The organism is Rhodomicrobium sp. R_RK_3 (assembly GCF_002198715.1).
In the GTDB taxonomy this organism is placed as follows: Bacteria; Pseudomonadota; Alphaproteobacteria; order Rhizobiales; family Rhodomicrobiaceae; genus R-RK-3.
Genome location: NZ_MWLK01000001.1, coordinates 98713 through 123181, shown reverse-complemented (window position 1 = coordinate 123181; position 24469 = coordinate 98713). Strand labels below are relative to the sequence as shown.

The 24469-nt window shown below is 63.8% G+C and carries 23 protein-coding genes; 16 read left to right on the top strand and 7 right to left on the bottom strand.

Annotated features, from left to right (window positions below; all coding sequences use genetic code 11):
* Positions 1–100: 100 nt before the first annotated feature.
* The 3 genes from xth (at position 101) to BLEFHOIH_RS00550 (ending at position 2519) form a co-directional block, all read left to right on the top strand.
* A complete protein-coding gene (gene xth / locus BLEFHOIH_RS00560) occupies positions 101–871 on the top strand; it encodes an exodeoxyribonuclease III (protein WP_088342645.1) in 771 nt (256 codons plus the stop codon).
* A gap of 94 nt (positions 872–965) precedes the next feature.
* Positions 966–1655 carry an alpha/beta family hydrolase gene (locus BLEFHOIH_RS00555; RefSeq protein ID WP_088342541.1) on the top strand — a complete coding sequence of 230 codons (690 nt, stop codon included), beginning with the start codon at positions 966–968 and terminating at the stop codon, positions 1653–1655.
* Between the two features lie 54 nt (positions 1656–1709).
* Positions 1710–2519 carry a Ku protein gene (locus BLEFHOIH_RS00550; RefSeq protein WP_088342540.1) on the top strand — a complete coding sequence of 270 codons (810 nt, stop codon included), beginning with the start codon at positions 1710–1712 and terminating at the stop codon, positions 2517–2519.
* Between the two features lie 42 nt (positions 2520–2561).
* On the opposite strand, the gene BLEFHOIH_RS00545 is transcribed toward BLEFHOIH_RS00550, so the two are convergent.
* The 5 genes from BLEFHOIH_RS00545 to BLEFHOIH_RS00525 form a co-directional block, all read right to left on the bottom strand.
* Entirely contained in the window at positions 2562–3998 is a 1437-nt protein-coding gene (locus BLEFHOIH_RS00545) for a hypothetical protein (RefSeq protein ID WP_088342539.1), read from the bottom strand.
* Positions 3992–4930 carry a DUF6384 family protein gene (locus tag BLEFHOIH_RS00540; RefSeq protein WP_088342538.1) on the bottom strand — a complete coding sequence of 313 codons (939 nt, stop codon included), beginning with the start codon at positions 4928–4930 and terminating at the stop codon, positions 3992–3994. The genes BLEFHOIH_RS00545 and BLEFHOIH_RS00540 overlap by 7 nt, the downstream gene beginning before the upstream one ends.
* Positions 4931–4939: 9 nt before the next feature.
* Positions 4940–6169, bottom strand: a complete 1230-nt coding sequence (locus BLEFHOIH_RS00535) for a cell surface protein (RefSeq protein WP_088342537.1) — start codon at positions 6167–6169, stop codon at positions 4940–4942.
* Between the two features lie 192 nt (positions 6170–6361).
* Entirely contained in the window at positions 6362–6646 is a 285-nt protein-coding gene (locus BLEFHOIH_RS00530) for a hypothetical protein (protein WP_088342536.1), read from the bottom strand.
* Between the two features lie 311 nt (positions 6647–6957).
* Positions 6958–7365, bottom strand: coding sequence for a lysozyme inhibitor LprI family protein (locus BLEFHOIH_RS00525; RefSeq protein ID WP_088342535.1), 408 nt, complete (start codon positions 7363–7365; stop codon positions 6958–6960).
* Between the two features lie 228 nt (positions 7366–7593).
* Between BLEFHOIH_RS00525 and BLEFHOIH_RS00520 the strand changes: the two genes are divergently transcribed.
* The 3 genes from BLEFHOIH_RS00520 to BLEFHOIH_RS00510 are packed head-to-tail and all read left to right on the top strand — an operon-like array spanning position 7594 to position 11122.
* Entirely contained in the window at positions 7594–8295 is a 702-nt protein-coding gene (locus tag BLEFHOIH_RS00520) for a rhomboid family intramembrane serine protease (RefSeq protein ID WP_210191735.1), read from the top strand.
* A gap of 2 nt (positions 8296–8297) precedes the next feature.
* The gene (gene uvrC / locus BLEFHOIH_RS00515) at positions 8298–10556 is read left to right on the top strand and encodes an excinuclease ABC subunit UvrC (RefSeq protein WP_088342534.1); all 2259 of its coding nucleotides are present in this window, start codon (positions 8298–8300) and stop codon (positions 10554–10556) included.
* 14 nt (positions 10557–10570) lie between these two features.
* Positions 10571–11122 carry a putative glycolipid-binding domain-containing protein gene (locus BLEFHOIH_RS00510; RefSeq protein WP_088342533.1) on the top strand — a complete coding sequence of 184 codons (552 nt, stop codon included), beginning with the start codon at positions 10571–10573 and terminating at the stop codon, positions 11120–11122.
* A 22-nt stretch (positions 11123–11144) separates the two neighbouring features.
* On the opposite strand, the gene hemF is transcribed toward BLEFHOIH_RS00510, so the two are convergent.
* A complete protein-coding gene (gene hemF / locus BLEFHOIH_RS00505; RefSeq protein WP_170936924.1) occupies positions 11145–12056 on the bottom strand; it encodes an oxygen-dependent coproporphyrinogen oxidase in 912 nt (303 codons plus the stop codon).
* A gap of 2 nt (positions 12057–12058) precedes the next feature.
* The gene (locus BLEFHOIH_RS00500) at positions 12059–12550 is read right to left on the bottom strand and encodes a tRNA (cytidine(34)-2'-O)-methyltransferase (RefSeq protein WP_088342643.1); all 492 of its coding nucleotides are present in this window, start codon (positions 12548–12550) and stop codon (positions 12059–12061) included.
* A gap of 217 nt (positions 12551–12767) precedes the next feature.
* Between BLEFHOIH_RS00500 and petA the strand changes: the two genes are divergently transcribed.
* From petA to BLEFHOIH_RS00450, 10 genes are all read left to right on the top strand, one after another.
* Positions 12768–13343 (top strand): ubiquinol-cytochrome c reductase iron-sulfur subunit, encoded by a 576-nt coding sequence (gene petA, locus BLEFHOIH_RS00495; RefSeq protein WP_088342531.1) that lies wholly within the window; start codon positions 12768–12770, stop codon positions 13341–13343.
* A gap of 20 nt (positions 13344–13363) precedes the next feature.
* On the top strand, positions 13364–14665 hold the full coding sequence (locus BLEFHOIH_RS00490; RefSeq protein WP_088342530.1) for a cytochrome b/b6: 1302 nt from the start codon (positions 13364–13366) through the stop codon (positions 14663–14665).
* A 15-nt stretch (positions 14666–14680) separates the two neighbouring features.
* A complete protein-coding gene (locus tag BLEFHOIH_RS00485; RefSeq protein ID WP_088342642.1) occupies positions 14681–15562 on the top strand; it encodes a cytochrome c1 in 882 nt (293 codons plus the stop codon).
* A gap of 45 nt (positions 15563–15607) precedes the next feature.
* Positions 15608–16309, top strand: a complete 702-nt coding sequence (locus tag BLEFHOIH_RS00480; protein WP_125461522.1) for a hypothetical protein — start codon at positions 15608–15610, stop codon at positions 16307–16309.
* Between the two features lie 61 nt (positions 16310–16370).
* Positions 16371–17252, top strand: coding sequence for an S-methyl-5'-thioadenosine phosphorylase (locus BLEFHOIH_RS00475; protein ID WP_088342528.1), 882 nt, complete (start codon positions 16371–16373; stop codon positions 17250–17252).
* 250 nt (positions 17253–17502) lie between these two features.
* Positions 17503–18048: an adenine phosphoribosyltransferase gene (locus tag BLEFHOIH_RS00470; protein ID WP_088342527.1), complete on the top strand. Its 546-nt coding sequence runs from the start codon at positions 17503–17505 to the stop codon at positions 18046–18048.
* Positions 18049–18498: 450 nt separating this feature from the next.
* A complete protein-coding gene (locus BLEFHOIH_RS00465; protein WP_088342526.1) occupies positions 18499–20421 on the top strand; it encodes a potassium transporter Kup in 1923 nt (640 codons plus the stop codon).
* 103 nt (positions 20422–20524) lie between these two features.
* On the top strand, positions 20525–21880 hold the full coding sequence (proS, locus tag BLEFHOIH_RS00460; RefSeq protein WP_088342525.1) for a proline--tRNA ligase: 1356 nt from the start codon (positions 20525–20527) through the stop codon (positions 21878–21880).
* 48 nt (positions 21881–21928) lie between these two features.
* A complete protein-coding gene (locus BLEFHOIH_RS00455; protein WP_088342641.1) occupies positions 21929–23152 on the top strand; it encodes a lipoprotein-releasing ABC transporter permease subunit in 1224 nt (407 codons plus the stop codon).
* Positions 23153–23156: 4 nt separating this feature from the next.
* Positions 23157–23888 (top strand): ABC transporter ATP-binding protein, encoded by a 732-nt coding sequence (locus BLEFHOIH_RS00450; protein WP_088342524.1) that lies wholly within the window; start codon positions 23157–23159, stop codon positions 23886–23888.
* Positions 23889–24469 lie beyond the last annotated feature (581 nt).

Here is a 24469-nt window from a genome sequence, read left to right as displayed (position 1 = left end):
AAGACGCCTCCCGGACGCGTGATCAGAGTTGCGCTCAGCGTGAAATTGCTTGAGTTTCAATTGATTAAAAAGAAGAGCTGTTCGCAGGATCATGGCCGCCGTGAAAATAGCCAGCTTCAACGTCAACAATGTCAATCGCCGGCTCCCGAGCTTGCTCGGCTGGCTCGAAAGCACCAGTCCGGACGTGGCCTGCCTGCAGGAACTCAAGGCCGCGCAGGAGAATTTTCCGGAAGCCGCGCTAGCCGAAGCCGGATACTCCGCCGTCTGGCACGGCCAGAAGACTTGGAACGGAGTCGCAATCCTTGCCAAGGGCACCACGCCCATTCTGACCCGGATCGGTCTGCCGGGCGATATTTCCGATGCGCAGAGCCGCTATATCGAGGCTGCTGTCGCCGGAGTGCTGATCGGCTGCCTCTATCTGCCGAACGGCAATCCACAACCGGGACCAAAATTCGACTACAAGCTCGCATGGTTCGAGCGCCTCATCACCCATGCCGCGACGCTGAAGGCAGCCGGCATTCCAGCCGTACTCGCCGGTGACTACAATGTTGTGCCTACCGATATCGACATCTATCCGACCAAATCCTGGGATGACGACGCGCTGCTGCAGCCCGAAAGCCGGGCCGCTTTCGCAAAGCTGCTCGCGCAGGGCTGGACGGACGCTATCCGCAGGCTCCACCCCGAAAAGCGCATCTACACATTCTGGGATTACAAACGCCATCGCTGGGAGCGCAATGCCGGGCTCCGGCTCGATCATTTTCTGCTGACCCCTGACCTTGCCCGGCGGCTGACGGGCGCGGGCGTCGACATGGCCGTGCGCGGCGAGCAGGGCGCCAGCGATCATGCGCCCGCCTGGATCGCCTTGCGCTGATCACGGCTAAACGGGCGGTCCGTGCGCCTGGATGGCGCCAAAGCGTGGTTTTCGGTTGCTGCCAACGCCTTTGCGCCGCGCTACTATCGCGTGCATGGCGCCCGCGCAAACTTTGACCATCCCGATCGAAGCCGGCGGAACTGTCTCCGGCCTGTGGCTCAAGCCGGACGGGGCGCGCGCCTGCCTCGTCCTAGCGCACGGCGCCGGCGCGGGCATGGCACATCGTTCCATGCAGGCCGTCGCGGATGGCCTCGCCGAACGCGGTATCGCGACGTTGCGTTTTCAATTTCCGTATATGGAGCGCGGTTCCGGCCGTCCCGACGCGCCCGTCATCGCGCATGGGGCCGTGCGCGCTGCTGTTGCGGAGGCGGCGCGGCTGGCAGGGGACCTGCCGCTATTTGCCGGCGGCAAGTCGTTCGGAGGGCGCATGACCTCGCAGGCGCAGGCGATCGCGGCGCTCCCCGGTGTGCGCGGGCTGGTGTTCTTGGCCTTTCCGCTTCATCCCGCGGGTAAGCCTTCGGCTATCCGTGCCGACCACCTCCTTGAAACCGACATCCCCCTGCTGTTCCTGCAAGGCACGCGTGACGCGCTGGCGCTGCTCGACCTGCTGCGCCCCGTCATCGCGGCGCTGGGCCCGCGCGCGACATTGGCGCTCGCTCAAGAAGCCGACCACGCCTTTCACGTTCCGGCCAAGTCCGGGCGCAAGGACGCGGAAGTCCTTGGCGAACTCCTCGATACTGCCGCCGCCTGGATGCTCCAGAGGGTGAGCGGCGGACCCACATAGTTGGGAACGGATTTACCGATCGAGTGTTCGCCCCAGAGCCAATGGAGGCTCCGCATGGCGCCGCGCACATTCTGGAAGGGCTATCTCAAACTCTCGCTCGTCACCTGCGCGGTGGCGATGACGCCGGCGACGACCTCACGCGAGAAAGTACGCTTCCATACCGTGAACAGCGCGACCGGCAACCGGCTGCGCACACGCTATGTGGATGAGGAAACCGGCAAGCCTGTCGAGGGAGGCGACGAAGCCAAGGGCTACGAGACCGACGCCGGTCATTACATCACTTTGGAGGACGACGAGATCGAGGCAATCGGGCTGGAAAGCACGCGCACGATCAACATCGACACCTTCGTGCCCGCCAATTCCATCGATTGGATCTGGTACGACACCCCGCATTATCTGCTCCCCGACGACGACGTCGCTCAGGAGGCGTTCTCCGTGATCCGCGACGCCATGGCGGCGACAGACACTGTCGGCATTTCGCGGCTGGTGCTCTACCGGCGGGAGCGGGCGGTGATGCTGGAGCCGCGCGGCAAAGGCATCGTGCTTTGGACGCTACGCTACGGCGACGAGGTGCGCGATCCCAAGGATTATATCGGCGATGCCGAGATCGAAAAGCCCGATCCCAAGAGCGTCGCGCTGGTCGAGCGTTTGATCGAGGATCTGTCGCAGCCCTGGGACCGCTCGATGGTGGACGATCCCGTCCAGAAACGCCTGAAGGACATCATCGAAGGCCGACGCAAGAAGAAGGGCAAGAAGCCTGCCGCGAAGGCGCAGAAAGACGAAGCCGAGGCGAGCACCAACGTCATCAGCATCATGGATGCGCTGAAAAAATCGCTGGAGACGGAAAAGAAGGGGAAGCGGTAGCCAGCTCTCACCCGAGTACAGCCCGGCAACCCGGTCGAGCCTTCAGAATCCACCGCCGGTACGGAAATCCGGACCGGAATCATTGCGGCCCGAAGACCCGCCGCCGCTGCTGCCGCCGCCGAACCAGTCACTGCCGCGACTGCTCGGAAAATCCGACCGCCGATAACCGTCGCCGGGGCGATTGCGCCAGCGCTGGCTGTTTTGGGTGCGAATCCAGTAATCGGCCGCCGTGATCGCGCCCTGCAAGAGCAGTTGCAGCCATTGCTGCGTGTTGCTCCCCGAGGGCGCATCGAACACCGAGCCCGGCTGGTCGTAGCGCGCGCGCCGGAATTCAGAGGCGATGCGGAGCAATTCCTGTTTGCGGGCGAAAGCGGCGTCCAGCGCCGCGCGCTTGCTCTGAGCGTCTTGCTCGACGGCATTGACCCCGTCCGCCAGCCGGCCGATCAGCGCCACGATCTCGTCGTCCTGCACATCGGGCGTTCGCCGCGCATCGCGCAGCAACGACCCCAGATTGACGCCTTCCAGAAATTTCGTCGTCCCATCGATCGCCGCACGGAAGGACTGGTCCTGGCCTTCCGCGTAGATTTTGAGCTGAGCGCCGGTCTCCTGCAACTCGGCGTTCAACGCCTGCATATCGGCGGTCTGCTTTTCGCGGCTGGCATGGGCGGCACGAAGCTTTTGCGGGAGGTCGTCGTCGGCGAGTTCGCGGATTTTTGCGCCTTCGATGGCGTCGAGCGCGTCCTTCTCCGCCTTCATGATCTGCGCCATGCGCGCGGCGTGTTCGGCAAGGCGCTGCGGAATCGCGGTCAGCATGTTGAAATTGAGCCGCGCCTCCTGATAGCCGATCAGCCGCGCGACCCAGCCATCGAGCCAGCGCACGAGACCCCTGTGCGGATAGTCCGAGGTGGCGAATTTGCGCTCCCACAAATAGAGGAACAACGGATCATTTCGATAAGGCGCGCCTTTCTCCGCTTCTTCGGCGCGGGATTTGGCCGCTTTCTCATTCGCCTTCTCCACTACGCCGCGCGAGTCCGCATAGAGCTTGGCATGGGAATTATAGGCCGGATCGGCGGCCAGCGCCTTGCGGGCGGCTTCGCCGAGCGCGTCGAGCTTCTTCTCCAGTTGCTCGACATCCTTATCGAGGAGCTTCTGCTCGGCGAGGATGCGCTCGCGCGTGCTATTGGCGTCCGCTTCGCGCTTTTGCAGCGCGTTCAGCGTTTTCTGCCGCGCCTGCAGGATCGTCGTGACCTGAGCGGACAACTGGTCGGCCTCGTCGATGACGCCGTCGACCGTGGCGAGCTTGGCGCGGAATTTCGCCAGTTCCTGGAAAGCGGTCAGGCGCTCGGCGATCAGCCGCGCCTTCTCCTGGGTCGCGCTATCCAGCTCGGCGCTCAACCGGTTGGACTCGGCGCTGACCTGTTGCAGGGCCTCCTCGATCGAGGCCAGCGTCTGCCGCCCCGTAATCATTCCCATCACCATTGAGTGAGCGCCCCCCCAAGGGTTTCGATGCGCCATTCCGGATCGAGTTCGCCGCGCCGCTTCACGCCGATCACCGCGCGCTGGATGATGCCATCGTCGCGCTTATCAGCCTGGATCGCGCTGAACGTCGATTCAGGCACCCGCACCGCCCATTTCTTCACTTTTTCCGCGCGGCCCGTCTCCTCGTTGACGACGGGGCGCTCGAGCACGCGGCCATTCGCATCGACCGCCTCGACCACGAGATAATAATTTTTGCCCTGCGGATTGACCTTCGGCACGCGCCAGATTCCGCTCATTTCGCCGGGGCGCGAGACGATCTTGATGTTGTAGGCGAGGCGCAATTCGTCGAGCAGCGCAGCGAGATCGGCGGACGCGGCGCGCGCCGGCTCAGCCTGTCCGGCGGCGGCGGCGGCGAGGCCGGAATCGTGCAACTGCTTGGCCTTGGCCTCGACCGCGGGATTGCTGGTTTCCGCATCGACGGTGGCAAGGAGCGTGTTGAGCCGGCTCGGCAGGGTGGTGCTGAGTTCGGTGCGGGCGGCAGCTTCCCGCTGCGCCTGCGGCCAGACATGAAACGCCTGCCAACCCAGCGAGATGCCCCCAAGCACCAGTGCGACCACCCCGGCCGATTTCGCCCAGCGCCAGCGGCTGACATAGAGCCGGGCGAGCGCCACCGAGAAGCTGGAGCGCGGCGGCTCATAGACGAAGCGCCGTTCATCCAGCGCCCTGACGCCCTCTTCGAGAATATGGTCGGGCACCTCGATGCCCTGACCATGATAAATCTCACGCAGCCGGGCGATCAGGCCTTTGCGCCGCGTGTCCTCGTCCATCTCCTGCTCGGCGACGCGCTGGTCCTGGCGGATGGTGTCCACGACATCCATCGACAGCATCACCTCGTCGAGCGGGGGCTTTGCCCCTTCGGCGGCCGCGTTCATCGGGGGGAACTAGACTTGCGTCTGCGACGGCAGCGCCTTGGCCGCGGCCGACGGCGGCAGCGAGCGGGCACCGTCGGCAGGCGGCAGATCCTTGATGTCGGAGGCAAGCCGGGCCATGCGGCGCTTGCCGCTTTCGACCGCATCGCGGATTTCCTCCGAATTGCGCGTCGCCAAGACCCGCATCTCGTCGATGATCTCGCGCGAGCGCTCCTGAAAATTGGTGACGCTGTCGACGAGCTTCTTCACCGCATCGGCGCGCACCGTCGGGCCGTAGCCGGCCTTGATCGCCTCCTCGGTGACGACGTCACCGACTTCGGAGAGGGTTTCGAGGCTGTCGGACACGCCCTTCTTCATCGCCTCGAGCGTCTTGGTCGATTCGTGCAGGCCGAACATGCCGGTGAAGGACGCCTTCAGCGCCGTCAGCACCGCCTCGTTGGTGGAGAAGAAGCTGACCGCCTGCGCATAGACCCGCTCCTTGGCGCTGGTCGTCTGCATCAGCCGGGACATGATGACTTCGGACGTGTTGTAGCCTATGGTCAGGTTGTCGGCGAGGTCCTTGGCGATCTGGTAGCGTTTGTCCTCGTTCATCATCAGGCGCAATTGCTCGTCGCGCTGCATTTCCAGTTCGGCGCGCTCGGCGGGCGAATTGCCGGCATATGAGCCGACCTTATCGGAGGCCTCCTTGAGGACTGTGCGGGATTCGTCGAGCTTGGCCTTGGCCTTTTCGTAGACCTCCAGTGCCAGCACCTGCGATTGCTTATAGGCGCCGCGATAATCGCGATAGGCGTCGAGGATCTTATGCTCGCGGGTGATCTGGTTCTTGGTCTCCTTGGCGACGGCGATGTAGCTGGCGCGGATTTCGTCGAAACGGTCGGCAACGTCGCCGCGCGCGACCTTCATCCAGATGTTGGTGACCCGCTCATAGGTGCTAATCTTGCCGTCGGCGAGCTGGTCGACGAGTGATTTGCTGTCGTCGCGAATCGAATTGAAGGCGGCGACGATGTCGTTATAGCGCTCACCGATCTGCATCCCGGCGACTTCATTGCGCACGATTTCATTGAAGGTTGACGCCTCGGCCAGGGTGCGGCCGATCACGGTAACTTTGTCCTGGTCGAGATCGACGATCTGATCGAGCAGGCCGGTAATAGGTTCGTCGTCGGTGCGTTTGGTGGGGATGCCGAGATCCGTAACGGTCTTCAGTGCCCGGTCGAGATAGCCGAGGGGAGTCAGTCTTGCCATGATTTTTCCGCCCTTATCGACGCGTTTCCTTGCCGCTGATGTATAGATAGAGCGCAGAGAAATAGAAACAACGTAGAAAGATTATTGCGATAATTGGCGGCAATCCACACCGGTTTGTTGGGCGCGGTTCAGAATCAGGCTCCTGGGCAGGATAAACGGGCGGGCGCCGCATCGCCGCCCACCCGTTTCTTGTTAATTCTTGGGCCGGAGGGCCTCCAGCGCGCCGTCGCGGCAAGCGACCGTGCGCTCCTCGGCGGAAATGCGCCCATCACCATTGGTGTCGACATTGGTCGCGATGCGGCCATAGCTCTCATATTCCTGGGCGTCGATATAGGTGTCGCGATTGACGTCGAGCGCCGTGGCTCGCGACACGCAAAGCCTGGGGTCCTCGGTCAAAGTGTTCGACGATTGCGCCTGGGCCACACCATAGGAAGCAGCCGACAAGGCTGCGGCAAGTGCGAAGCTGGAAAACTTCATCAGTTTTCTCCTGTTGTGCTTTAACTTGGTTCCATTGCGGCCCCGCTGAGAGCCACTGGCAGGAGAACTGACAATTCGCAGAGACGGTTCCAAAATTTCACCGCACGCACCCAACTGGACTTGCCACATCTTCGCCATGATTGGCGCCGTCGGCGGAACAATCTAAGGCATCCCGTAACGCGCATTGAGATCCTTGGCGGAGCTTCCTAAGTTCGAGCAAGGGCATGGTGATAGGATTCGCTCAGCGCGTTTTCTGCATCGGCAAACTCGTCACCTCCTACGCGCGAAACGCTGCTGATGTCTTCGGCGCGTTAGCGCGTCTCGGCGTGCGCATCGAGATCTTTGGTGCGGGCCTTGGTCAGCTCGGTCATGCAGGCGAGCACGGCGGATGTCGTGCCGGTGCCGCCGGACCACTCCATCGGCACGAGCCCGTTGCACTCGGCTTCCCGGAAGGCGACCCAAGCCCGCTGCGACTGGCGCAGGGCGGTTTCCCAGCTTTTTGCGTCGTAAGGCGGGGCGGCATCGCTCTTGGAAACCATAGCAATAACCCGCTGATAGGCCTCATTGAGCGCCTTGTCGGCCGTATCGAAATCCTTCTCGCCGCAATAATTCATCTCGACGGTCGACATCGCCTTACTGCAATCGATGTCTTTGGCCGACTGCGCATGGGCTGTGGGCGGGATCAGCAAGGCGAGTATGGCCAGGACGAATCGGGTCATGTTTTGGATCTCTTGGCTCGGCTCTAAAGGTTTCGTCAAAGCATCCGGCGCGACCAAGCGCCGCCACGAACGGGCGTTGCCTCTGGCTAATACGCCCGAAGTGCCTAAATTAAGGTTGCGGCGCCCCGATCGCGATTTGCCATTCCGGCGCGCGTAAGGATGCGGCAATCGCCGCGCTGGCCGAGTATTTCGAAAAAGATGTTTCCTCTTCGCGACTCAATACCGAGTGTGGCAACCCCCGTCGTCGTCTACGGTCTGATCGTGGCGAACGCGCTGGTATTTTTCTATCAGCAAAGCCTGGGGCCGATCGAAGACGTCGAATTCACCTATATGTTCGGGCTGGTGCCCTACATGTATTTCGATCCCGACTCCCATCTGCGGGCCGGGGTGACGGCGCTGGACCTCTTCCCTTTCCTCACCGCGACTTTCATGCATGGCGGCTGGCTTCACATCATCTTTAACATGTGGACGCTCTACATTTTCGGTTCGACCCTGGAAGGCCGGATGGGCTCGATGCAGTTCCTGATATTCTATCTCTGCTGCGCCGTGCTCTCGACCTACGCCCATGGCTATTTCAACCCGACTTCCGAAGTGCCGGTGATCGGCGCATCGGGTGCGATCGCCGGGGTGATTGGGGCCTATGCGGCGCGGTTCCCCAAGGCAAGGATCACGCTGCTGGTGCCGGTCGTCATCATTCCACTGATCTTCACCATTCCGGCGCTGTTCTATGCCGGCATATGGTTCGGGATACAATTGCTGCAGGGCGCCTGGGAGGCTATGCAGCCGAGCACGGGCGGCGGCATCGCCTGGTGGGCGCATATTGGCGGCTTCCTCGCGGGACTGGCGCTGGTGCCGCTGTTCCTGCTATTCGCACCCACGCAGCGCCCGGCGCGGAGCTGGCAGCCGGGACCCTGGGACTATCCGGACTGAGCATGAACACTGACGATGTCGATCATGATGGCGAGGGGCTGGCGGCGGCCAAAGAGGTCGGCCCGCGGGTCATCGCGCGCTATCTGAAGCATTTGCCGTCGACGCCCGGCGTCTACCGAATGCTCGATCTGCGCGGCGATGTGATCTATGTCGGCAAGGCGCGCAGCCTGAAGGCGCGCGTGAGCAATTACACAAGGCTCGGCGGGCATACCAACCGCATCGCCCGTATGATCGCCTCGACCGCGTCGATGGAGTTCGTCACCACGGCGACGGAATCCGAGGCGCTGCTGCTCGAAGCCAATCTGATCAAGCGCTTCCGGCCCTATTTCAACGTCTTGATGCGGGACGACAAATCGTTTCCCTATATCCTGATCTCGCGCGAGCACCGCGCGCCGCAGATCATGAAGCATCGTGGCGCGCGTAATCTGAAGGGGGAATATTTTGGCCCCTTCGCATCGGCGGGCGCGGTCAACCGCACGCTGAATATGCTGCAGCGCGCCTTCCTGCTGCGAAGCTGCTCCGACGCCATGTATGAGAGCCGCACCCGCCCATGCCTGCTCTATCAGATCAAGCGTTGCTCGGGGCCTTGTACCGGCGAGATCGAACTGGACGCCTACGGCAAGCTGGTCGACGAGGCTGAGCGCTTCCTCGCCGGCAAGACGGACGCCGTGCAGAGGAAGCTCAACACGCTGATGGAAGAGGCCAGCGCCGAGCTGGAATTCGAGCGCGCCGCCCGTTACCGTGACCGGCTCTGGGCACTCGCCCATGTGCAGGCGACGCAGGGCATCAATCCGCGCGGCGTCGAGGAGGCGGATGTCTTCGCCGCCTATCAGGAGGGCGGGCAGACCTGCATCCAGGTGTTCTTCTTCCGCGCCGGCCAGAACTGGGGCAACCGCGCCTATTTCCCCCGCGCCGACCGTTCGCTCGGCGTCGAGGAGGTGCTGGAGGCGTTCATCGCGCAGTTCTACGACGATAAGCCGGTGCCGCGCTGCGTCTTCGTCTCGCATGAGTTTCCCGAACGCGCATTGCTCGCCGAGGCGCTGACCATCAAGGCTGAACGCAAGGTTGAGATCGCCATTCCGCAGCGCGGCGAAAAGGCCGGACTGGTGGCGCATGCGCTCACCAATGCCCGCGAGGCGCTGGGTCGGAAGCTGGCCGATGCGTCGAGCCAGGGCAAATTGCTGGATGGCGTGGCGAAGACGTTCGGTCTGCCGCGCCGCCCAGCCCGCATCGAGGTCTACGATAACAGCCACATCCAGGGCACGAACGCCGTCGGCGCGATGATCGTCGCTGGGCCGGAAGGCTTCGTGAAGAATCAGTACCGCAAGTTCAACATCAAATCCGACACGCTCACCCCCGGCGACGATTACGCCATGATGAAGGAGGTGCTGCGGCGGCGCTTCTCGCGGCTAGCGAAGGAGCGGGCGAAGGCGGCCGGGGACGTGGAGACGCCCGCCGAGGAAGCGCTCGACGCAGCGACCGCTGCGCTTGTGTATGAGGATGCGCCGCAAGCCCCCTCACCCGGTCGCCTGACGGGGCTAGAAGAGGCGAATGATCCACGCTATCTGACATCGGAACGGGGCATAGAGCCAGCCACAGCCTCGGCTCAGCCCTCTCCCCTCGAGGGGGAGGGTGACGCGCCGGCGCCGGGTGAGGGGGCGCCACAAGCCTGGGCCGACATGGAAGGCACCGGACTCGACACCACCTCCGACCCCGAGGACGACCCCGCATTGACCGAATGGGCCGAGCTCGAAGCCGACGCCGCCGAGACGCGCGACGATCCAGACGTCAAAAAATCCGACTGGGGCACGCCCGACCTCGTGCTGATCGACGGTGGCGCGGGCCAACTGGCCGCCGCGCAAGAGGTTTTGGCCGAACTCGGCATTAGCGGTCTTGCCCTCGCCGGCATCGCCAAAGGCCCCGACCGCAATGCCGGCCGCGAGCATTTTTTCATGCGCGGCCGCCCGTCCTTCATGCTGGAGCCGCGTGACCCCGTGCTCTATTTCGTGCAGCGCCTGCGCGACGAGGCGCACCGCTTCGCCATCGGCACGCACCGGGCAAAACGCTCGAAGGCGATCGCGGCGAACCCGCTGGACGAGATCGCCGGCGTCGGGGCGAAGCGGCGGCGTGCGCTGCTCAAGCATTTCGGCTCGGCCAAGGCGATCAGCCGGGCGGGCTTGGCGGATTTGCAGGCGGTGGAAGGCATTAGCGCGGCGATGGCGCAGACGATTTACGATTTCTTCCGGGGTGACAAGACTTAGGCGGGGAGGCCGATATGCGGGACCAGATCACGGCGCGCTGGACGGATTGGCAGGGGCGAGGGCTCGAGCATCTCGTCCTTCGACCCGCTGGCGAGGCGATCGTCGCCTATAGCGCCCTGATCCCGGCCGACGCGCCGCTGGCCGCGGGCGGCTACCGCATGGTCTGCGACGCCGCCTGGCGCGTCCGCCGCGTGGAGGTCGCCCTTTTGGGCGCGGATGCGGCGCTCGCCTTCTCGGCCGACGGCGCGGGCAATTGGACCGGCGACGACGGCCGGCCGCTGCCCCATCTGAGCGGCGCCATCGACGTCGACATCACCGCCACGCCGTTCACTAACACTTTGCCGATCCGGCGCTGCGGCTTGGATGTCGGGCAGTCGGTGGAAATCGCCGTGGCCTATGTCAGTTTCCCCGAGCTGCGCCTCACCGCCGACCCGCAGCGCTATACGCGGCTCGATGACCGCCGGTACCGCTTCGAAGCATTGGCGAGCGGGTTCGCGGCGGAGATCGAGGTGGATGCGGACGGGTTGGTCACGGATTATCCGGGGCTGTTCCGCCGGGTGGCTTAGACGGCATTCGAAGCGCCGCCGCTCAAGGCCACTTCACCACCGGCGGCATCGAGCTCAAAATGCTGGCGACATTGCCGCCGGTCTTCAGCCCGAAAATCGTGCCCCGGTCGTAGAGCAAATTGTATTCCACATAGCGGCCGCGCCGGATGAGCTGCTCCTCGCGCTGCGCCTCGGTCCAGGCCGTCGCCATGTTCCGCCGCACGATCTCCGGATAGATCCCCAGAAACGCCCGGCCGACATCCTGCGTGAACGCGAATTCCGCCGGCCAGTCGCCCGTATTCAGGTAGTCGTAAAAAATCCCGCCGATGCCGCGCGGCTCCTTGCGGTGCGGCAAGTAAAAGTAATCGTCGCACCATTTCTTGTACTTCGCGTAGTCCGCCACCGGATGTTTCTCGCAGGCGGCCTGCATCGCCGCGTGGAAGGCGACCGTGTCGGCATCCTCTTGCGTCCGCCGCGCATTCAGCACCGGGGTCAAATCCGCGCCGCCGCCGAACCAGCTTTTCGTCGTAATTACGAAGCGCGTGTTCATGTGAACGGTCGGCACATGCGGGTTGCGCGGATGCACGATCAGCGAAATGCCCGAGGCCCAGAAGCGGGGGTCGGCATCCGCGCCGGGGATCTGACCGCGGAACTCCTTGGAGAATTCACCGTATACGGTCGAAACATGCACGCCGGCCTTCTCGAACAGCCGGCCGTGCAGCATCGACATCACGCCGCCGCCGCCGTCACTGCCGTCCTCGCCGGTGCGCGCCCAGTCCTTGCGCTCGAAGCGCCCGGCCGGCATCTCCGCCATCTGGCCGGCGCCTGCCTCGTCCTCGAGCCGCTCCAGCGCGGCGCAGATGTCGTCGCGCAGCGCCGAGAACCAGACTTTTGCCTTCGCCTTCTCCTGCTCCAGTCCGCTCGCATGGATGTTCAAGTCGGCTGCATCGTTCATCGTCATGGCTCACCTGTTTGACCGCCCGCCGCAAGAGGCGCGAATCCGCCTGTCTGCCGCAGTGCCTCACCCAATACCATCGCCGCCGCGACGGCGACATTGAGCGAGCGCAAACCGGGCTTTATTGGGATGGCGACGCGCGCATCGGCACTCTCATGCACCGATTGCGGCACCCCGGCGCTCTCCCGCCCCGCCAAAAGCACGTCGCCCGTGCGAAACGCGAACTCCGTATACGGCACCGCGCTTGCCGTCGTCATCAGCACCAGCCGCGCACCCCGCGCGCGCCGCTCGCGCTCGAAATCGGCGAAGGCGGCATGGCGGATGATACGCACCGCGTCCAGATAGTCCAGGCCCGCCCGGCGGAGGCTCCGATCGGACATGTCGAAACCGGCCGGGCCGATGACCTCGACCGCGACATCAAGGCATGCCGCCATCCGCAGAATCGTACCCATATTCTGGGGGATGTCGGGCTGGTAGAGCGCAAGTTGCATCAGCGAAATCCTCACCTTCAGGATGCGGCGTATTTGTCACGGCGTTGCGCCGATTTGTCCGGCTCCGCCAACTGGACATCTAGAGGTGGACAATGCCATAAGCGGGTTTTAGATACCGGCTCGCAGAAGAATAAAGCTGAACGACGCAAAACCCGGCGCCAGGGACCATAAAACCCGGCCCGGCTGGGGTGCGTTCGGCAGAGGAAAGGGAACATCATTCATGGCCACGACGCTGGATGAACCTGTAACCAGGCGCGACTTCATTCACATCGCAGCCACGGCCTTCGTCGGGGTCGGTGCCGCCGCCGCGCTCTGGCCTTTGATCGATCAGATGAACCCGGACCAGTCCGCGCTGTCGCTCGCCAGTGTCGAGATCGATCTCGCCCCGGTTCAGACGGGTCAGGCGATCACCGTGATGTGGCGCGGCAAGCCCATTTTCGTGCGCAACCGCACCCCCGAGGAGATCAAGGCGGCGCGGGACGTGCCGCTGGATCAGCTCAAGGACCCGGTCGCGCGCATCATGGGCGTCAACGTCGAGGCACCGGCGACCGACGAGAACATCACCAAGAACGGACATGAGAACTGGCTGATCGCCATCGGCATCTGCACCCATCTCGGCTGCATTCCGAAGGGGCAGAAGACGGGTGACGATCGCGGCGAATTCGGCGGCTGGTTCTGCCCGTGCCACGGCTCGGTCTACGATACGGCCGCCCGTATCCGCAAGGGACCGGCTCCGCGCAATCTGGAAATCCCGCCTTATACATTCACGTCCGACACCAAAATCAAGATCGGCTAAGCCCGCGGGGGCCTTCAATCATGGCACATCAATCGACTTACGAGCCGACGAACGGTTTTACGCGCTGGATGGACAGCCGGCTGCCGGTCATCCGCTTCGCCTATGACACCATTCTGGATTTCCCGACGCCGCGCAATCTGAACTACATGTGGACTTTTGGCGGCATTCTCGCCTTCTGTCTCGGTGTGCAGATCGTCACCGGCATCGTCCTGGCGATGCACTACGCCGCCAACACCGCCGTCGCGTTCGATTCGATCGAGCATCTGATGCGCGACGTGAACTATGGCTGGCTGATGCGCTACACCCATGCGGTCGGCGCCTCGATGTTCTTCCTCGCCGTCTATCTGCACATCTTCCGCGGCCTCTATTACGGCTCCTACAAGGCGCCGCGCGAGGTCTTGTGGATCATCGGCGTGCTGATCTTCCTCGCCATGATGGCGACGGCTTTCATGGGCTACTCGCTGGTCTGGGGCCAGATGAGCTTCTGGGCGGTGACGGTGATCACCAACCTGTTCTCCTCGCTCGACACGGTCATCCCTGGCCTTGGCACGATGCTGGTAGAATGGATTTGGGGCGGCTTCTCGGTGAACAACGCCACGCTCAACCGCCTGTTCAGCCTGCATTACCTGCTGCCCTTCGTGATTGCCGGCCTCGTCGGCCTGCATATCTGGGCGCTGCACGTGCCGGGCAACAATAATCCGACAGGCGTCGACCTGCGTGATCCCGCCAAGGAGACGGTGCCGTTCCACCCTTATTACACGACGAAGGACCTCTTCGCCGTGACGGTATTCGGCGTGCTGTTCGCCTATTTCGTCTTCTACCTGCCGAACTATCTCGGCCACCCGGACAATTACGTCGAAGCCAACCCGTTGCAGACGCCGCCGCATATCGTGCCGGAATGGTATTTGCTGCCCTTCTACGCCATCCTGCGCTCGATCCCGTCGAAGCTCGGCGGCGTGATTGCGATGTTCGGCGCCATTGCCGTGCTGTTCTTCATCCCCTGGCTCGACACCTCGCGCGTCCGCTCGACCCGCTACCGGCCCATCTATAAGTGGTTCTTCTGGCTGCTGGTCATCACCTGTCTTGGCCTCGGCTTCATCGGCGCCAAGCCTCCGGAAGGCGGCTATGTGATCATGGGGCAGATCTTCACCGCCTATTACTTCCTGCACTTCCTGGTTGTCATGCCCGTCGTCGGCATCATTGAGACGCCGAAGGCCCGGCCCCGCAGTGTCGCGGATTCGATCTTCGGTGAGGGCGGCGGCGGGCATACCGGAGCAGGCCGTGTGAACCAGCCCGCGGCGGCAGCCGCTGAAAAGCGCTAGTGAGAGGATAGGATGATGACGCTCTTTTCACAGCGCGGCTGGCGCAAATCCCTGACCCTGTTGGTCGCGGCATCGGCCATCGCCTATGCCGGCCCGAGCCGGGCCGCCGAGGGTGAAGGCAGCCACGGCGCCGAAGCCTCGCGACAGGATTGGACCTTTGGCGGGCTGACCGGCCACTTCGACCGTGCCCAGCTCCGGCGCGGCTATACAGTCTACAAGAATGTCTGCGCGGCCTGCCACGGCATGCGGCTGATGTATTTCCGCAATCTGTCGCAGCCGGGCGGTCCGGAATTCGCCACCGGCAATGTCGAGCAATTCGCCTCCGAAGCCCAGGTTCAAGACGGTCCCGACGACAACGGCGATATGTTCACCCGGCCGGGCAAGCCCTCCGACCGCTTCCCCTCGCCCTACGCGAATGCCAAAGCGGCGGCCGCCGCTCAGAACGGCGCGGTGCCGCCGGATCTGTCGGTGATGGCGAAGGCGCGGGCCGTCGAAAGCTCGGGCGCCTGGTACATGTCGCCCTTCCACTGGATCCGCGACATCGTCACCAATTATCAGGAGGGCGGTCCGGACTATATCTACGCCCTGCTGACCGGCTATGCCGAGCCGCCCGCCGGTTTCAACCTGACGGCGGGGATGAACTACAACAAGGCGTTTCCGGGCCACCAGATCGCCATGCCCCAGCCTTTGACCGACGGTTCGGTGGAATACACCGATGGTACCCCCGGCACGGTCGACAATTATGCGCGGGACGTCACGGCCTTCCTGATGTGGTCGGCCGAGCCCAAGCTGGAAGAGCGCAAGCGCATGGGCCTCAAGGTGCTAATCTATCTGGTGATCCTGGCTGGATTGCTCTATCTTTCGAAGCGCGCTTTGTGGCGGAACGTCAAGCATTAGCGGAGCGTTTCCACGCGGGGACGCGGCGGCGAAAACGGCGTTTTCGTGTCGGCCGCGACCGGAAAATGCCGCAAGCGGCATACAAGTTACGCCAACCGGAAAAGCCCTGTCACGCAGGGCTTTTTTATTGCGTCACCGGCTAAGTTTTGCAACATCGCCTGGGTTTGGGGGAGACAAGGTATGATCAAGTTTTCGTTTCGCGTCACGGCGCTCGGGGGAGCGCTTGCGGCACTCATGCTGATGGCCGGCGCAGGCGTCGCCGAAGAGAAACCCGCAACCAAGGGCAATGTCATCGTGACGCTCGCGGGTAAGATCGCCCATTGGAATCGCGGTTCGGCCAGCACCGAAACCGATCCCGCCTTTAAGGAGCAGAAGATCAGCTTCGAAAAGGCAATGGCGTTTGACGGCGAGACCTTCTCGGGCCTGCCGGTGCATGAGCTCCGCGTGTCGACACCAGGCGGCGACAGCACCTTTGCCGGTCCGCTGCTCGCCGATGTTCTTCGCGCAGCGGGCGCGGATGTCGGCGCGATCAAGCTGACCGCAAGGGACGGCTCGACCGTCGATCTCACTGCCGAAGAAGTGAAGACGAAAGAATGGATTCTGGCGCATCTTGTCGATGGCAAGCCAGTCACAGGCGGCGATTTCGGACCGCTCTGGCTTCTCCACAAGCCGGGCGCGGGCGAGACGCCGTCCAAAGAGGAAATGCAAAGCTGGGTTTCGTCGGTATTCTATATCGAGGTTCTCTAAACCTCGCGGGAGGCGTTTCTCGGCGCTTGTCCCGCGAGCCAACCCTTGCGGGAATTTGCGCATGACGAAAGCGGTTCTTGGCATTATCGGCGGTTCGGGCCTTTACGAGCTGCCGGGGCTTGAGAAGAAGCGGCAGGCGCCGATGGCAACGCCCTGGGGCGAGCCATCGGGCGATCTGTCCTACGGCGAAATCGGCGGTCTGCCGGTGGTTTTCCTGGCCCGTCACGGCCAGGGCCACCGGCTGCCGCCTTCCGCCATCAACTACCGCGCCAATATCGACGCACTGAAGCGCGCCGGCGTCACCGATCTCGTCTCGGTCTCGGCCTGCGGCTCGTTCCGCGAAGAGCTGCCCCCGGGGAGCTTCGTCTTCGTCGACCAGTTCATCGACCGCACCTTTGCCCGTGAGAAGAGCTTCTTCGGGGCGGGCTGCGTTGCCCATGTCGCCATGGCCGACCCGATCAGCCCCGGCCTCGCCGACAAGCTGGAAGCGGCCGCCAAAGCCGAGCGCATACCCTATCAGCGCGGCGGCACCTATCTGGTCATGGAAGGCCCGCAATTTTCGACGCGCGCCGAATCCTTCCTCTACCGGAGCTGGGGCTGCGACGTCATCGGCATGACCAACATGCCCGAGGCCAAGCTCGCCCGCGAGGCCGAGATCTGCTACGCCACCGTCGCCATGGTCACCGATTTCGACTGCTGGCACGACGATCACCGCGATGTCGACATCACCGACATCCTGCGCGTCATGGGCGGCAATTCGGAGAAGGCCGGGCGGCTGATCGCGCATCTGGCGCGTGAGTTTCCGCGTGAGCACGAGCCCTGCCCGATCGGTTCGGACAAGGCGCTGGAATTCGCCATCATCACCGCGCCCGACAAGCGCGACCCAGCGCTTCTCGCCAAGCTCGACGCCGTCGCCGGGCGGGTTCTGAACAAGGCCGGCTGACGCTGGCGATGTACGATACGCGCATAGCTTAAGGTCATGCGCGTACCGACTTCCTGGCGTTGTGGCGCCGCGGGATGACATAGCAGTCTCCGCCGAATTCGATCCCGCTCCAGGCGCAGCACCCGCGCGCTTACGGAAAATCCGGCCTGCGGCCACCCGTATTCTTGCTCTCAACCCGGACAAAGGCTAAGCACGAAGACGACGAGCGATTCAGTTGCGCTCGAGGAGGCGGCTGCTTTGGGGGAATTCCATGAGCCAACGGGTTGAACTCGATCTGAAGGCGCTCGTGCGCTCCATTCCTGACTATCCCAAGCCCGGCATCATGTTCCGCGATGTGACGACGCTGCTGAAACACGCGGCGGGCTTCAACGCCTGCATCGAACGCCTTGCCGAGCCCTATCGCACCGCCGGCATCGAGGCCGTCGCGGGCATCGAGGCGCGCGGCTTCATCCTGGCCGGCGCCGTCGCGGACCGCCTGGGCACGGGCTTCGTTCCGCTGCGCAAGAAGGGCAAGCTGCCTTCCCGCACCATCGGCCAGGAATATCAGCTCGAATACGGGACCGACGTGCTCGAAGTGCATGACGACGCGATCTCGGCTGGAGAGCGCGTGCTCATCGTCGACGACCTGATCGCGACCGGCGGCACGGCCGAGGCCGCGCACAAGCTGGTGACGCGCGTCGGCGGCATCAGCGTGGGCGCCGCCTTCATCATCGACCTTCCCGAACTCGGCGGCATTGCCCGGCTTGAATCGCTCGGCGTCCCCTGCCATGCACTGATCGCCTTCGAGGGCCATTGACTCCCAGCCGGGCTTCGCGGCAGCCGGGAAAACGCGGAGTGGCGGCAGTCCTCGGCGGCCGCCGCCTTTTCGGTCCCCGCCCGAACTCCCTTAAGCCTGTCTCCCGACCCGCCGGAACCATTACCTGCCGGCGATTGTTGCCGGGGCAGATTAAACCTCGCAGCGGGGTGTCTTGACGAATATGTCCCGAGATCATTCACCGGCGCGGACGGTCTTGACCGGCAGGGCTGGCCTCGCCATCTGTTGCCCATCGGTCGCGAGCGAATAAATCGACCGGAGCGGGCCTCCACGCAGCAAACGTGATTGTTAAAGCATCGCCGAACGGTATAGAAGTCCGGCGGTTCGCGAGCGATCGGGCGTTGTGATGTGGCTCGGTTTGCTTGGGAGAGCGCGCCCATTTTTAAGCGGCCTGCCGAACGCTACGGCACCGTCGCACGGCTTCATGTCACGATGATAACACCCATTGCCGCGACGGCGGAAACGCCCGCCAACAGCAAACCCGGCGTCATACCGGTGCCTGTGCCAGCTTCGATGGCGGCGCTGGTCGTCGGCAGCATCGGCGTCGTCTATGGCGATATCGGCACGAGCCCGCTTTACGCCTTCCGTGAGGCCGTGACCGCCGCGCAGCACAGCGGCCTGCATGGGCGCGAAGCCGTACTTGGCGTCCTATCGCTCATCCTGTGGGCGCTGCTGTTGGTCGTCACCGGCAAATATGTTCTGCTGCTGCTGCGGGCCGACAACAAGGGCGAAGGCGGCACCTTCGCGCTGATGGCGCTCGTCCAGTCCAGCGCCGGGCGATATTCCCCGCTGATCCTCGTTCTCGGCCTCGTGGGCGCCTCATTCTTCTATGGCGACTCGGTCATAACGCCCGCAATATCGGTGCTGTCGGCGGTGGAAGGGCTGAAACTGCTGCAGCCCAGCCTTGAGGTGGCGGTGCTGCCGATCTCCATCATCATCCTGATCGGCCTGTTCGCGGTGCAGCCCTACGGCACGGCCAAGGTCGCGGCGCTGTTCGGCCCGATCATGCTGTGCTGGTTCGCCATGCTTGCGATAGGCGGCCTGATCCACATCGCCGACAATTTCGACGTCTTCAACGCCATCAACCCGCTTTACGGCATCCGCTTTCTGGCGACCAACGGGCTGAACGGCATCTGGGTGCTCGGCTTCGTCTTCCTTGCGGTCACCGGCGCCGAGGCGCTTTACGCCGACCTTGGCCATTTCGGCCGCAAGCCGATCCAGACGGCATGGCTCAGCCTGGTGCTGCCGGCGCTCGCCCTTAACTATTTTGGCCAGGGCGCCCTGGTGCTCTCCGACCCGGCGGCGGTCAAGGATAGCTTCTACCACCTGTATCCGAGCTGGGCGCTGTTCCCGGTGCTGCTGCTGGCCACCATGGCGACGGTCATCGCCAGCCAGGCGGTCATCACCGGCACTTTCTCGTTGACCCGGCAGGCGATCCAACTCGGCCTGCTGCCGCGCGTCAACATCCTGCACACTTCGGCGACGATGGCGGGCCAGATCTACATCCCCCGCGTCAACATAATGCTGATGGTCGCCGTCATCCTCGTCACTCTGATGTTCCGCACCTCCAGCAACCTCGCCGCCGCCTACGGCGTGGCGGTGACGGCGGACATGATCATTTCCTCCGTGCTGGCCTTCTTCCTGCTCTGGCGGGTGTGGAAATGGACGCTCTGGCGGGCGGCGATGCTGATGGTGCCGATCGTCATCATGGAGCAGGTGTTCTTCGCCGCCAACGCCGTCAAGCTGTTCGAAGGCGCCTGGCTGCCGCTCGTCATGGCGACCGCCATCGCAACGGTGATGGCGGTCTGGATCCGCGGTTCGCGGGCGCTGACCAAGGCGACGCAGCGCAGTGAGATCGATCTCTGCTGGCTGGTGCGCAAGCTGGAGGCGAGCCCGCCGCACCGCGTCCCCGGCACGGCGATTTTCCTGACCTCGACGGCCAATCTGGCGCCGACCTCGCTCATGCATAACCTGAAGCACAATCGCGTCCTGCATGAGCGCAACGTCATCCTGACCATCGTGACGAAAGACGTGCCGCGTGTGCCCCGCAAGGAGCGCGTCGAGGTCTCCAAGATCGACGACACCTTCACCCGCGTGACGGCGTCCTACGGCTTCATGGAGACGCCGAACGTCCCGAAGATCCTGATGCATTGCAAGCAGCGCGGGCTCGGCATCGAGGCGAACGAGGCCTCCTTCTTCCTGTCCCGCCGCTCCTTGCGCCTCGGCAAGAACGGCCTGCCGCGCTGGCAGAAGCGCCTGTTCATCTGGCTCGCCTCCTCCGCCGAGGATGCCACCTCCTATTTCCAGATCCCCCGCGACCGGGTCATCGAGATCGGCACGCAGGTGGCGATTTAGGCGCGTTATCGGGCAAAACCGCCGTCAGCCATTGCCTCGCGCGGCATCATCCGCTAAGAGCCGGGGATCAGTCCATCCGCCGTGAAGCCCGGGAGCGCCTTCCATGCGCATGAGCCGCTATTTTCTGCCGATCCTGCGCGACGATCCCAAGGAAGCCGAGATCGTTTCGCACCGGCTGATGCTGCGCGCCGGCATGATCCGGCAATCGAGCGCAGGCATCTATTCCTGGCTGCCGCTGGGCCTGCGCGTCCTGAAGAAGATCGAGCAGATCGTGCGCGAGGAACAGGACCGCACCGGCGCCATCGAAGTGCTCATGCCGACCATCCAGTCCGCCGATCTGTGGCGCGAAAGCGGCCGCTACGACGATTACGGCGCCGAGATGCTGCGCATCAAGGACAGGCACGAGCGCGATATGCTGTTCGGCCCGACCAACGAGGAGCAGATCACCCAGATCTTCCGCGACAGCGTCAAGACCTATCGCGACCTGCCGCGCAACCTCTACCACATCCAGTGGAAATTCCGCGACGAGATCCGCCCGCGCTTCGGCGTCATGCGTGGCCGCGAATTCCTGATGAAGGACGCCTATTCCTTCGATTTGACACCCGAGGCGGCGCGGCACTCCTATAACAAAATGTTCGTCGCCTATCTCAGGACCTTCGCCAGGCTCGGACTGAAGGCGATCCCGATGAAAGCCGATACCGGCCCGATCGGCGGCGATCTCAGCCACGAGTTTATCATCCTCGCCGAGACCGGGGAGAGCCAAGTTTATTGCCACCGTGACCTGATCGAAATGGCCGTTCCGGGCGAGGAGACCGATTACGATCAGGATCTCTCCCCGATCATCGCGCAATGGACCAGCCTTTACGCCGCGACCGACGAGATGCACGACGCGGCGCGCTTCGACAAGGAGGTGCCCGAAGCGGCGCGCATGGACGCGCGCGGCATCGAGGTCGGGCACATCTTCTTCTTCGGCAGCAAATATTCGAAGCCGATGAAGGCGCAGGTGCAGGGTCCGGACGGCCAGTGGACGCTGGTCGAGAGCGGCTCCTACGGCATCGGCGTGTCGCGGCTTGCGGGCGCCATCATCGAGGCGAGCCATGACGAGGCGGGCATTATCTGGCCGGCGTCGGTCGCGCCATTCACCATCGGTCTGCTCAATCTGAAGGCGGGCGATGCCGCCACGGACGCGGCTTGCGAGACGCTCTATCGGGGGCTGACCGCCGCCGGCATCGAGGTGCTCTATGACGACACCGACGAGCGCGCGGGCGGCAAGTTCAAGACCATGGACTTGATCGGCCTGCCGTGGCAGGTGGTGGTGGGGCCGAAAGGGCTCGAAAAGGGCGAAATCGAACTGAAGAACCGGGCGACCGGCGAGCGCGAGACGCTGAAGCTCGACACCGCCTTAAAAACGCTTCAAAAGAAGACCTCATTACCGCCGATCACGGCAAGGAAAGCTTAAAAAGTGGCTGAAGTCGCCGAAACGAGGCCGTTCGCGCCTTTCGAATGGATGCTTGCATCGCGCTATCTGCGCGCGCGCCGCAAGGAAGGCTTCATCTCGGTCATCGCCGGCTTCTCTTTCATCGGCATCATGCTGGGGGTCGCGACCCTCATCATCGTGATGTCGGTGATGAACGGCTTCCGCAAGGAGCTGTTCGACAAGATCCTCGGGCTGAACGGCCATGTCCTCGTCCGCCCGCTGGCACGCGACTTCACCGACTATGCCGACATCGCCGAGCGGCTGAAGCGGACGCAAGGCGTGACGCAGGCTTTTCCGATCGTCGAGGGCCAGGCGCTGATGAGCAGCAACCTCGCCTCGAACGGCGTCTTCGTGCGCGGCGTGCGCGAAGAGGATCTGAAGAGCCTCGAGGGCATCGCCTCCAAGGTCATGTACGGCTCGCTCGACGGCTTCGACCTCAGCGGCGGCATCGCCATCGGCACGCGGCTCGCCAATACGCTGAACGTGCGCCTCGGCGACGAGATCACCGTGGTCGCCCCGCGCGGCGCCTCCACCCCCTTCGGCACCACGCCGCGCATAAAACGCTATCCGGTCACGGCGATCTTCGAGATCGGCATGTCGGAATATGACGCGACCATCGCCTTCCTGCCGCTCGATGAGGCGCAGAAATTCTTCAACCTGCCGGGCGCCGCCCATGTCATCGAGGTGCTGGTCGAAAATCCCGACCGCATCGACCAGATGCGGCCGCTGCTCTCGGCCGCGGCCGGCGGCGACATGCTGCTGACCGACTGGAAACAGCGCAACGCCACCTTCTACAACACGTTGCAGGTCGAGCGGAATGTGATGTTCATCATATTGACGCTGATCGTGCTGGTCGCCGCGCTGAACATCGTTTCCGGCATGATCATGCTGGTGAAAGACAAGGGCCGCGACATCGGCATCCTGCGCACCATGGGCGCGAGCCAGGGCGCGGTGATGCGGGTGTTCTTCATCACCGGCGCCAGCATCGGCGTCGTCGGCACGCTGGCGGGCCTTCTGCTCGGGGTGCTGGTCTGCGCCAATATCGAGGAAATCCGTCAGTTCATCTCCTGGCTGACCAATACCAGGATTTTTCCTGGCGAGATCTATTTCCTTTCGCGCATGCCGGCCGAGATCGATACCGGCGAGGTCACCTCGGTGGTTGTGATGGCGCTGTCGCTGTCGATTCTCGCCACGCTTTATCCGTCCTGGCGCGCCGCGCGCCTCGATCCCGTCGAAGCTTTACGATACGAGTAGTGCCGTGGACAAGCGCGTGCGAACCCCTATTCTGCAGCTCATCAATCTCAAGCGCTCCTTCAAGCAGGGCGACCGCGAGATCCATGTGCTCGACGGCGCCTCGGCCGAGCTTTACGAGGGCGAGACCGTCGCGCTGGTGGCCCCGTCCGGCGCGGGCAAGTCGACGCTGCTGCAGGTCGCGGGGCTGCTCGACAAGCCCGACGAAGGCTCGATCATGCTGGGCGGGCGCGACTGCGCCTCGCTGGGCGATGCCGAGCGCACCCGCATCCGGCGCACCGATATCGGTTTCGTCTACCAGTTCCACCACCTGCTGCCCGAATTCACCGCGCTGGAAAACGTCGCCATCCCGCAGATGATCGCCGGTCTGAAGCGCGGCGAGGCGGTGAAGCGGGCGACCGACCTGCTCAGCATTTTCGGCCTGAAGGAGCGGCTGACGCATCGCCCCTCCGAGCTGTCCGGCGGCGAGCAGCAGCGCGTGGCGATCTCGCGCGCGGTGGCCAACGCCCCGCTTGTCCTGCTGGCCGACGAGCCGACCGGCAATCTCGACCCCGAGACCGCCGAGCGGGTGTTCCAGCAATTGCTGCAATTCGTGCGCAAGGCCGGGCTCGCGGCGCTGATCGCCACGCATAATCACGAGCTGGCGCAGCGCATGGACCGCGTGCTGCGGCTCGACGGCGGCAAGCTGATCGAGGAAAAGGCGTTCACGCCGGCGGTCGTGGCGCGGGAAGCGTCGTAGCCGGGCAGAGCCGGGCACCGCATATCGTTTCATCGCACCTCCGGGCAGCACCGAACGGCTCGCCGGGTTTTGCCCGCGAGGCTTTGCTTCACTTCGTTTTCCGCCCCCTTGAGGGACGGCGCGGGCCGCCGTGAGGCTGGTCCTTATATTTTAGTGGCAACCTCCCGGCTGCCCGCGCGCGGCGATATTTTGGCCCATGTCCGCTCTCTTCTCGAAACTGGCCATGCACGCCCGGCTCTTTCTGCACGCGGCGCATCACATGGGGTGTAAGCCCCATGTCACATGACCTATGTCCCGCGCATTCCAGCCAACGGGAGGGTCAGCTCCAGGACCCCTGAGTGCGGGTTCGTTACACCCACCGTGAGGCCGGCCTGCGTTCGCCACCCGGCCAGATCCCTCGCGGATTCCTCAGGCACCGCATTCCTGCCCCAACGTAGGCGAGCCGGTCTCGAGCCCCGCGTCCCTCTGGGGAAGGAACGGGGTGAGTTTACGGGAGGTGGGGAGGGCGGGGATAAGTTTGGCGGGGCCCTAGCAGCATTGCGTATTTTGCCGGGGCAGGGCGCGGCGCAGATTGCGCGGCT

What these genes read in the sequence shown, in the direction of transcription:
- BLEFHOIH_RS00485 (WP_088342642.1), top strand. Translation starts at nt 14,681, where the DNA reads ATGACGCTCTTTTCACAGCGCGGCTGGCGCAAATCCCTGACCCTGTTG.
- BLEFHOIH_RS00550 (WP_088342540.1), top strand. Translation starts at nt 1,710, where the DNA reads ATGGCGCCGCGCACATTCTGGAAGGGCTATCTCAAACTCTCGCTCGTC.
- BLEFHOIH_RS00525 (WP_088342535.1), bottom strand. Translation starts at nt 7,365, where the DNA reads ATGACCCGATTCGTCCTGGCCATACTCGCCTTGCTGATCCCGCCCACA.
- BLEFHOIH_RS00545 (WP_088342539.1), bottom strand. Translation starts at nt 3,998, where the DNA reads ATGGTGATGGGAATGATTACGGGGCGGCAGACGCTGGCCTCGATCGAG.
- BLEFHOIH_RS00540 (WP_088342538.1), bottom strand. Translation starts at nt 4,930, where the DNA reads ATGAACGCGGCCGCCGAAGGGGCAAAGCCCCCGCTCGACGAGGTGATG.
- petA (WP_088342531.1), top strand. Translation starts at nt 12,768, where the DNA reads ATGGCCACGACGCTGGATGAACCTGTAACCAGGCGCGACTTCATTCAC.
- BLEFHOIH_RS00555 (WP_088342541.1), top strand. Translation starts at nt 966, where the DNA reads ATGGCGCCCGCGCAAACTTTGACCATCCCGATCGAAGCCGGCGGAACT.
- BLEFHOIH_RS00510 (WP_088342533.1), top strand. Translation starts at nt 10,571, where the DNA reads ATGCGGGACCAGATCACGGCGCGCTGGACGGATTGGCAGGGGCGAGGG.
- BLEFHOIH_RS00535 (WP_088342537.1), bottom strand. Translation starts at nt 6,169, where the DNA reads ATGGCAAGACTGACTCCCCTCGGCTATCTCGACCGGGCACTGAAGACC.
- BLEFHOIH_RS00490 (WP_088342530.1), top strand. Translation starts at nt 13,364, where the DNA reads ATGGCACATCAATCGACTTACGAGCCGACGAACGGTTTTACGCGCTGG.
- proS (WP_088342525.1), top strand. Translation starts at nt 20,525, where the DNA reads ATGCGCATGAGCCGCTATTTTCTGCCGATCCTGCGCGACGATCCCAAG.
- BLEFHOIH_RS00475 (WP_088342528.1), top strand. Translation starts at nt 16,371, where the DNA reads ATGACGAAAGCGGTTCTTGGCATTATCGGCGGTTCGGGCCTTTACGAG.
- BLEFHOIH_RS00530 (WP_088342536.1), bottom strand. Translation starts at nt 6,646, where the DNA reads ATGAAGTTTTCCAGCTTCGCACTTGCCGCAGCCTTGTCGGCTGCTTCC.
- BLEFHOIH_RS00470 (WP_088342527.1), top strand. Translation starts at nt 17,503, where the DNA reads ATGAGCCAACGGGTTGAACTCGATCTGAAGGCGCTCGTGCGCTCCATT.
- BLEFHOIH_RS00465 (WP_088342526.1), top strand. Translation starts at nt 18,499, where the DNA reads ATGATAACACCCATTGCCGCGACGGCGGAAACGCCCGCCAACAGCAAA.
- BLEFHOIH_RS00455 (WP_088342641.1), top strand. Translation starts at nt 21,929, where the DNA reads ATGCTTGCATCGCGCTATCTGCGCGCGCGCCGCAAGGAAGGCTTCATC.
- uvrC (WP_088342534.1), top strand. Translation starts at nt 8,298, where the DNA reads ATGAACACTGACGATGTCGATCATGATGGCGAGGGGCTGGCGGCGGCC.
- hemF (WP_170936924.1), bottom strand. Translation starts at nt 12,056, where the DNA reads ATGAACGATGCAGCCGACTTGAACATCCATGCGAGCGGACTGGAGCAG.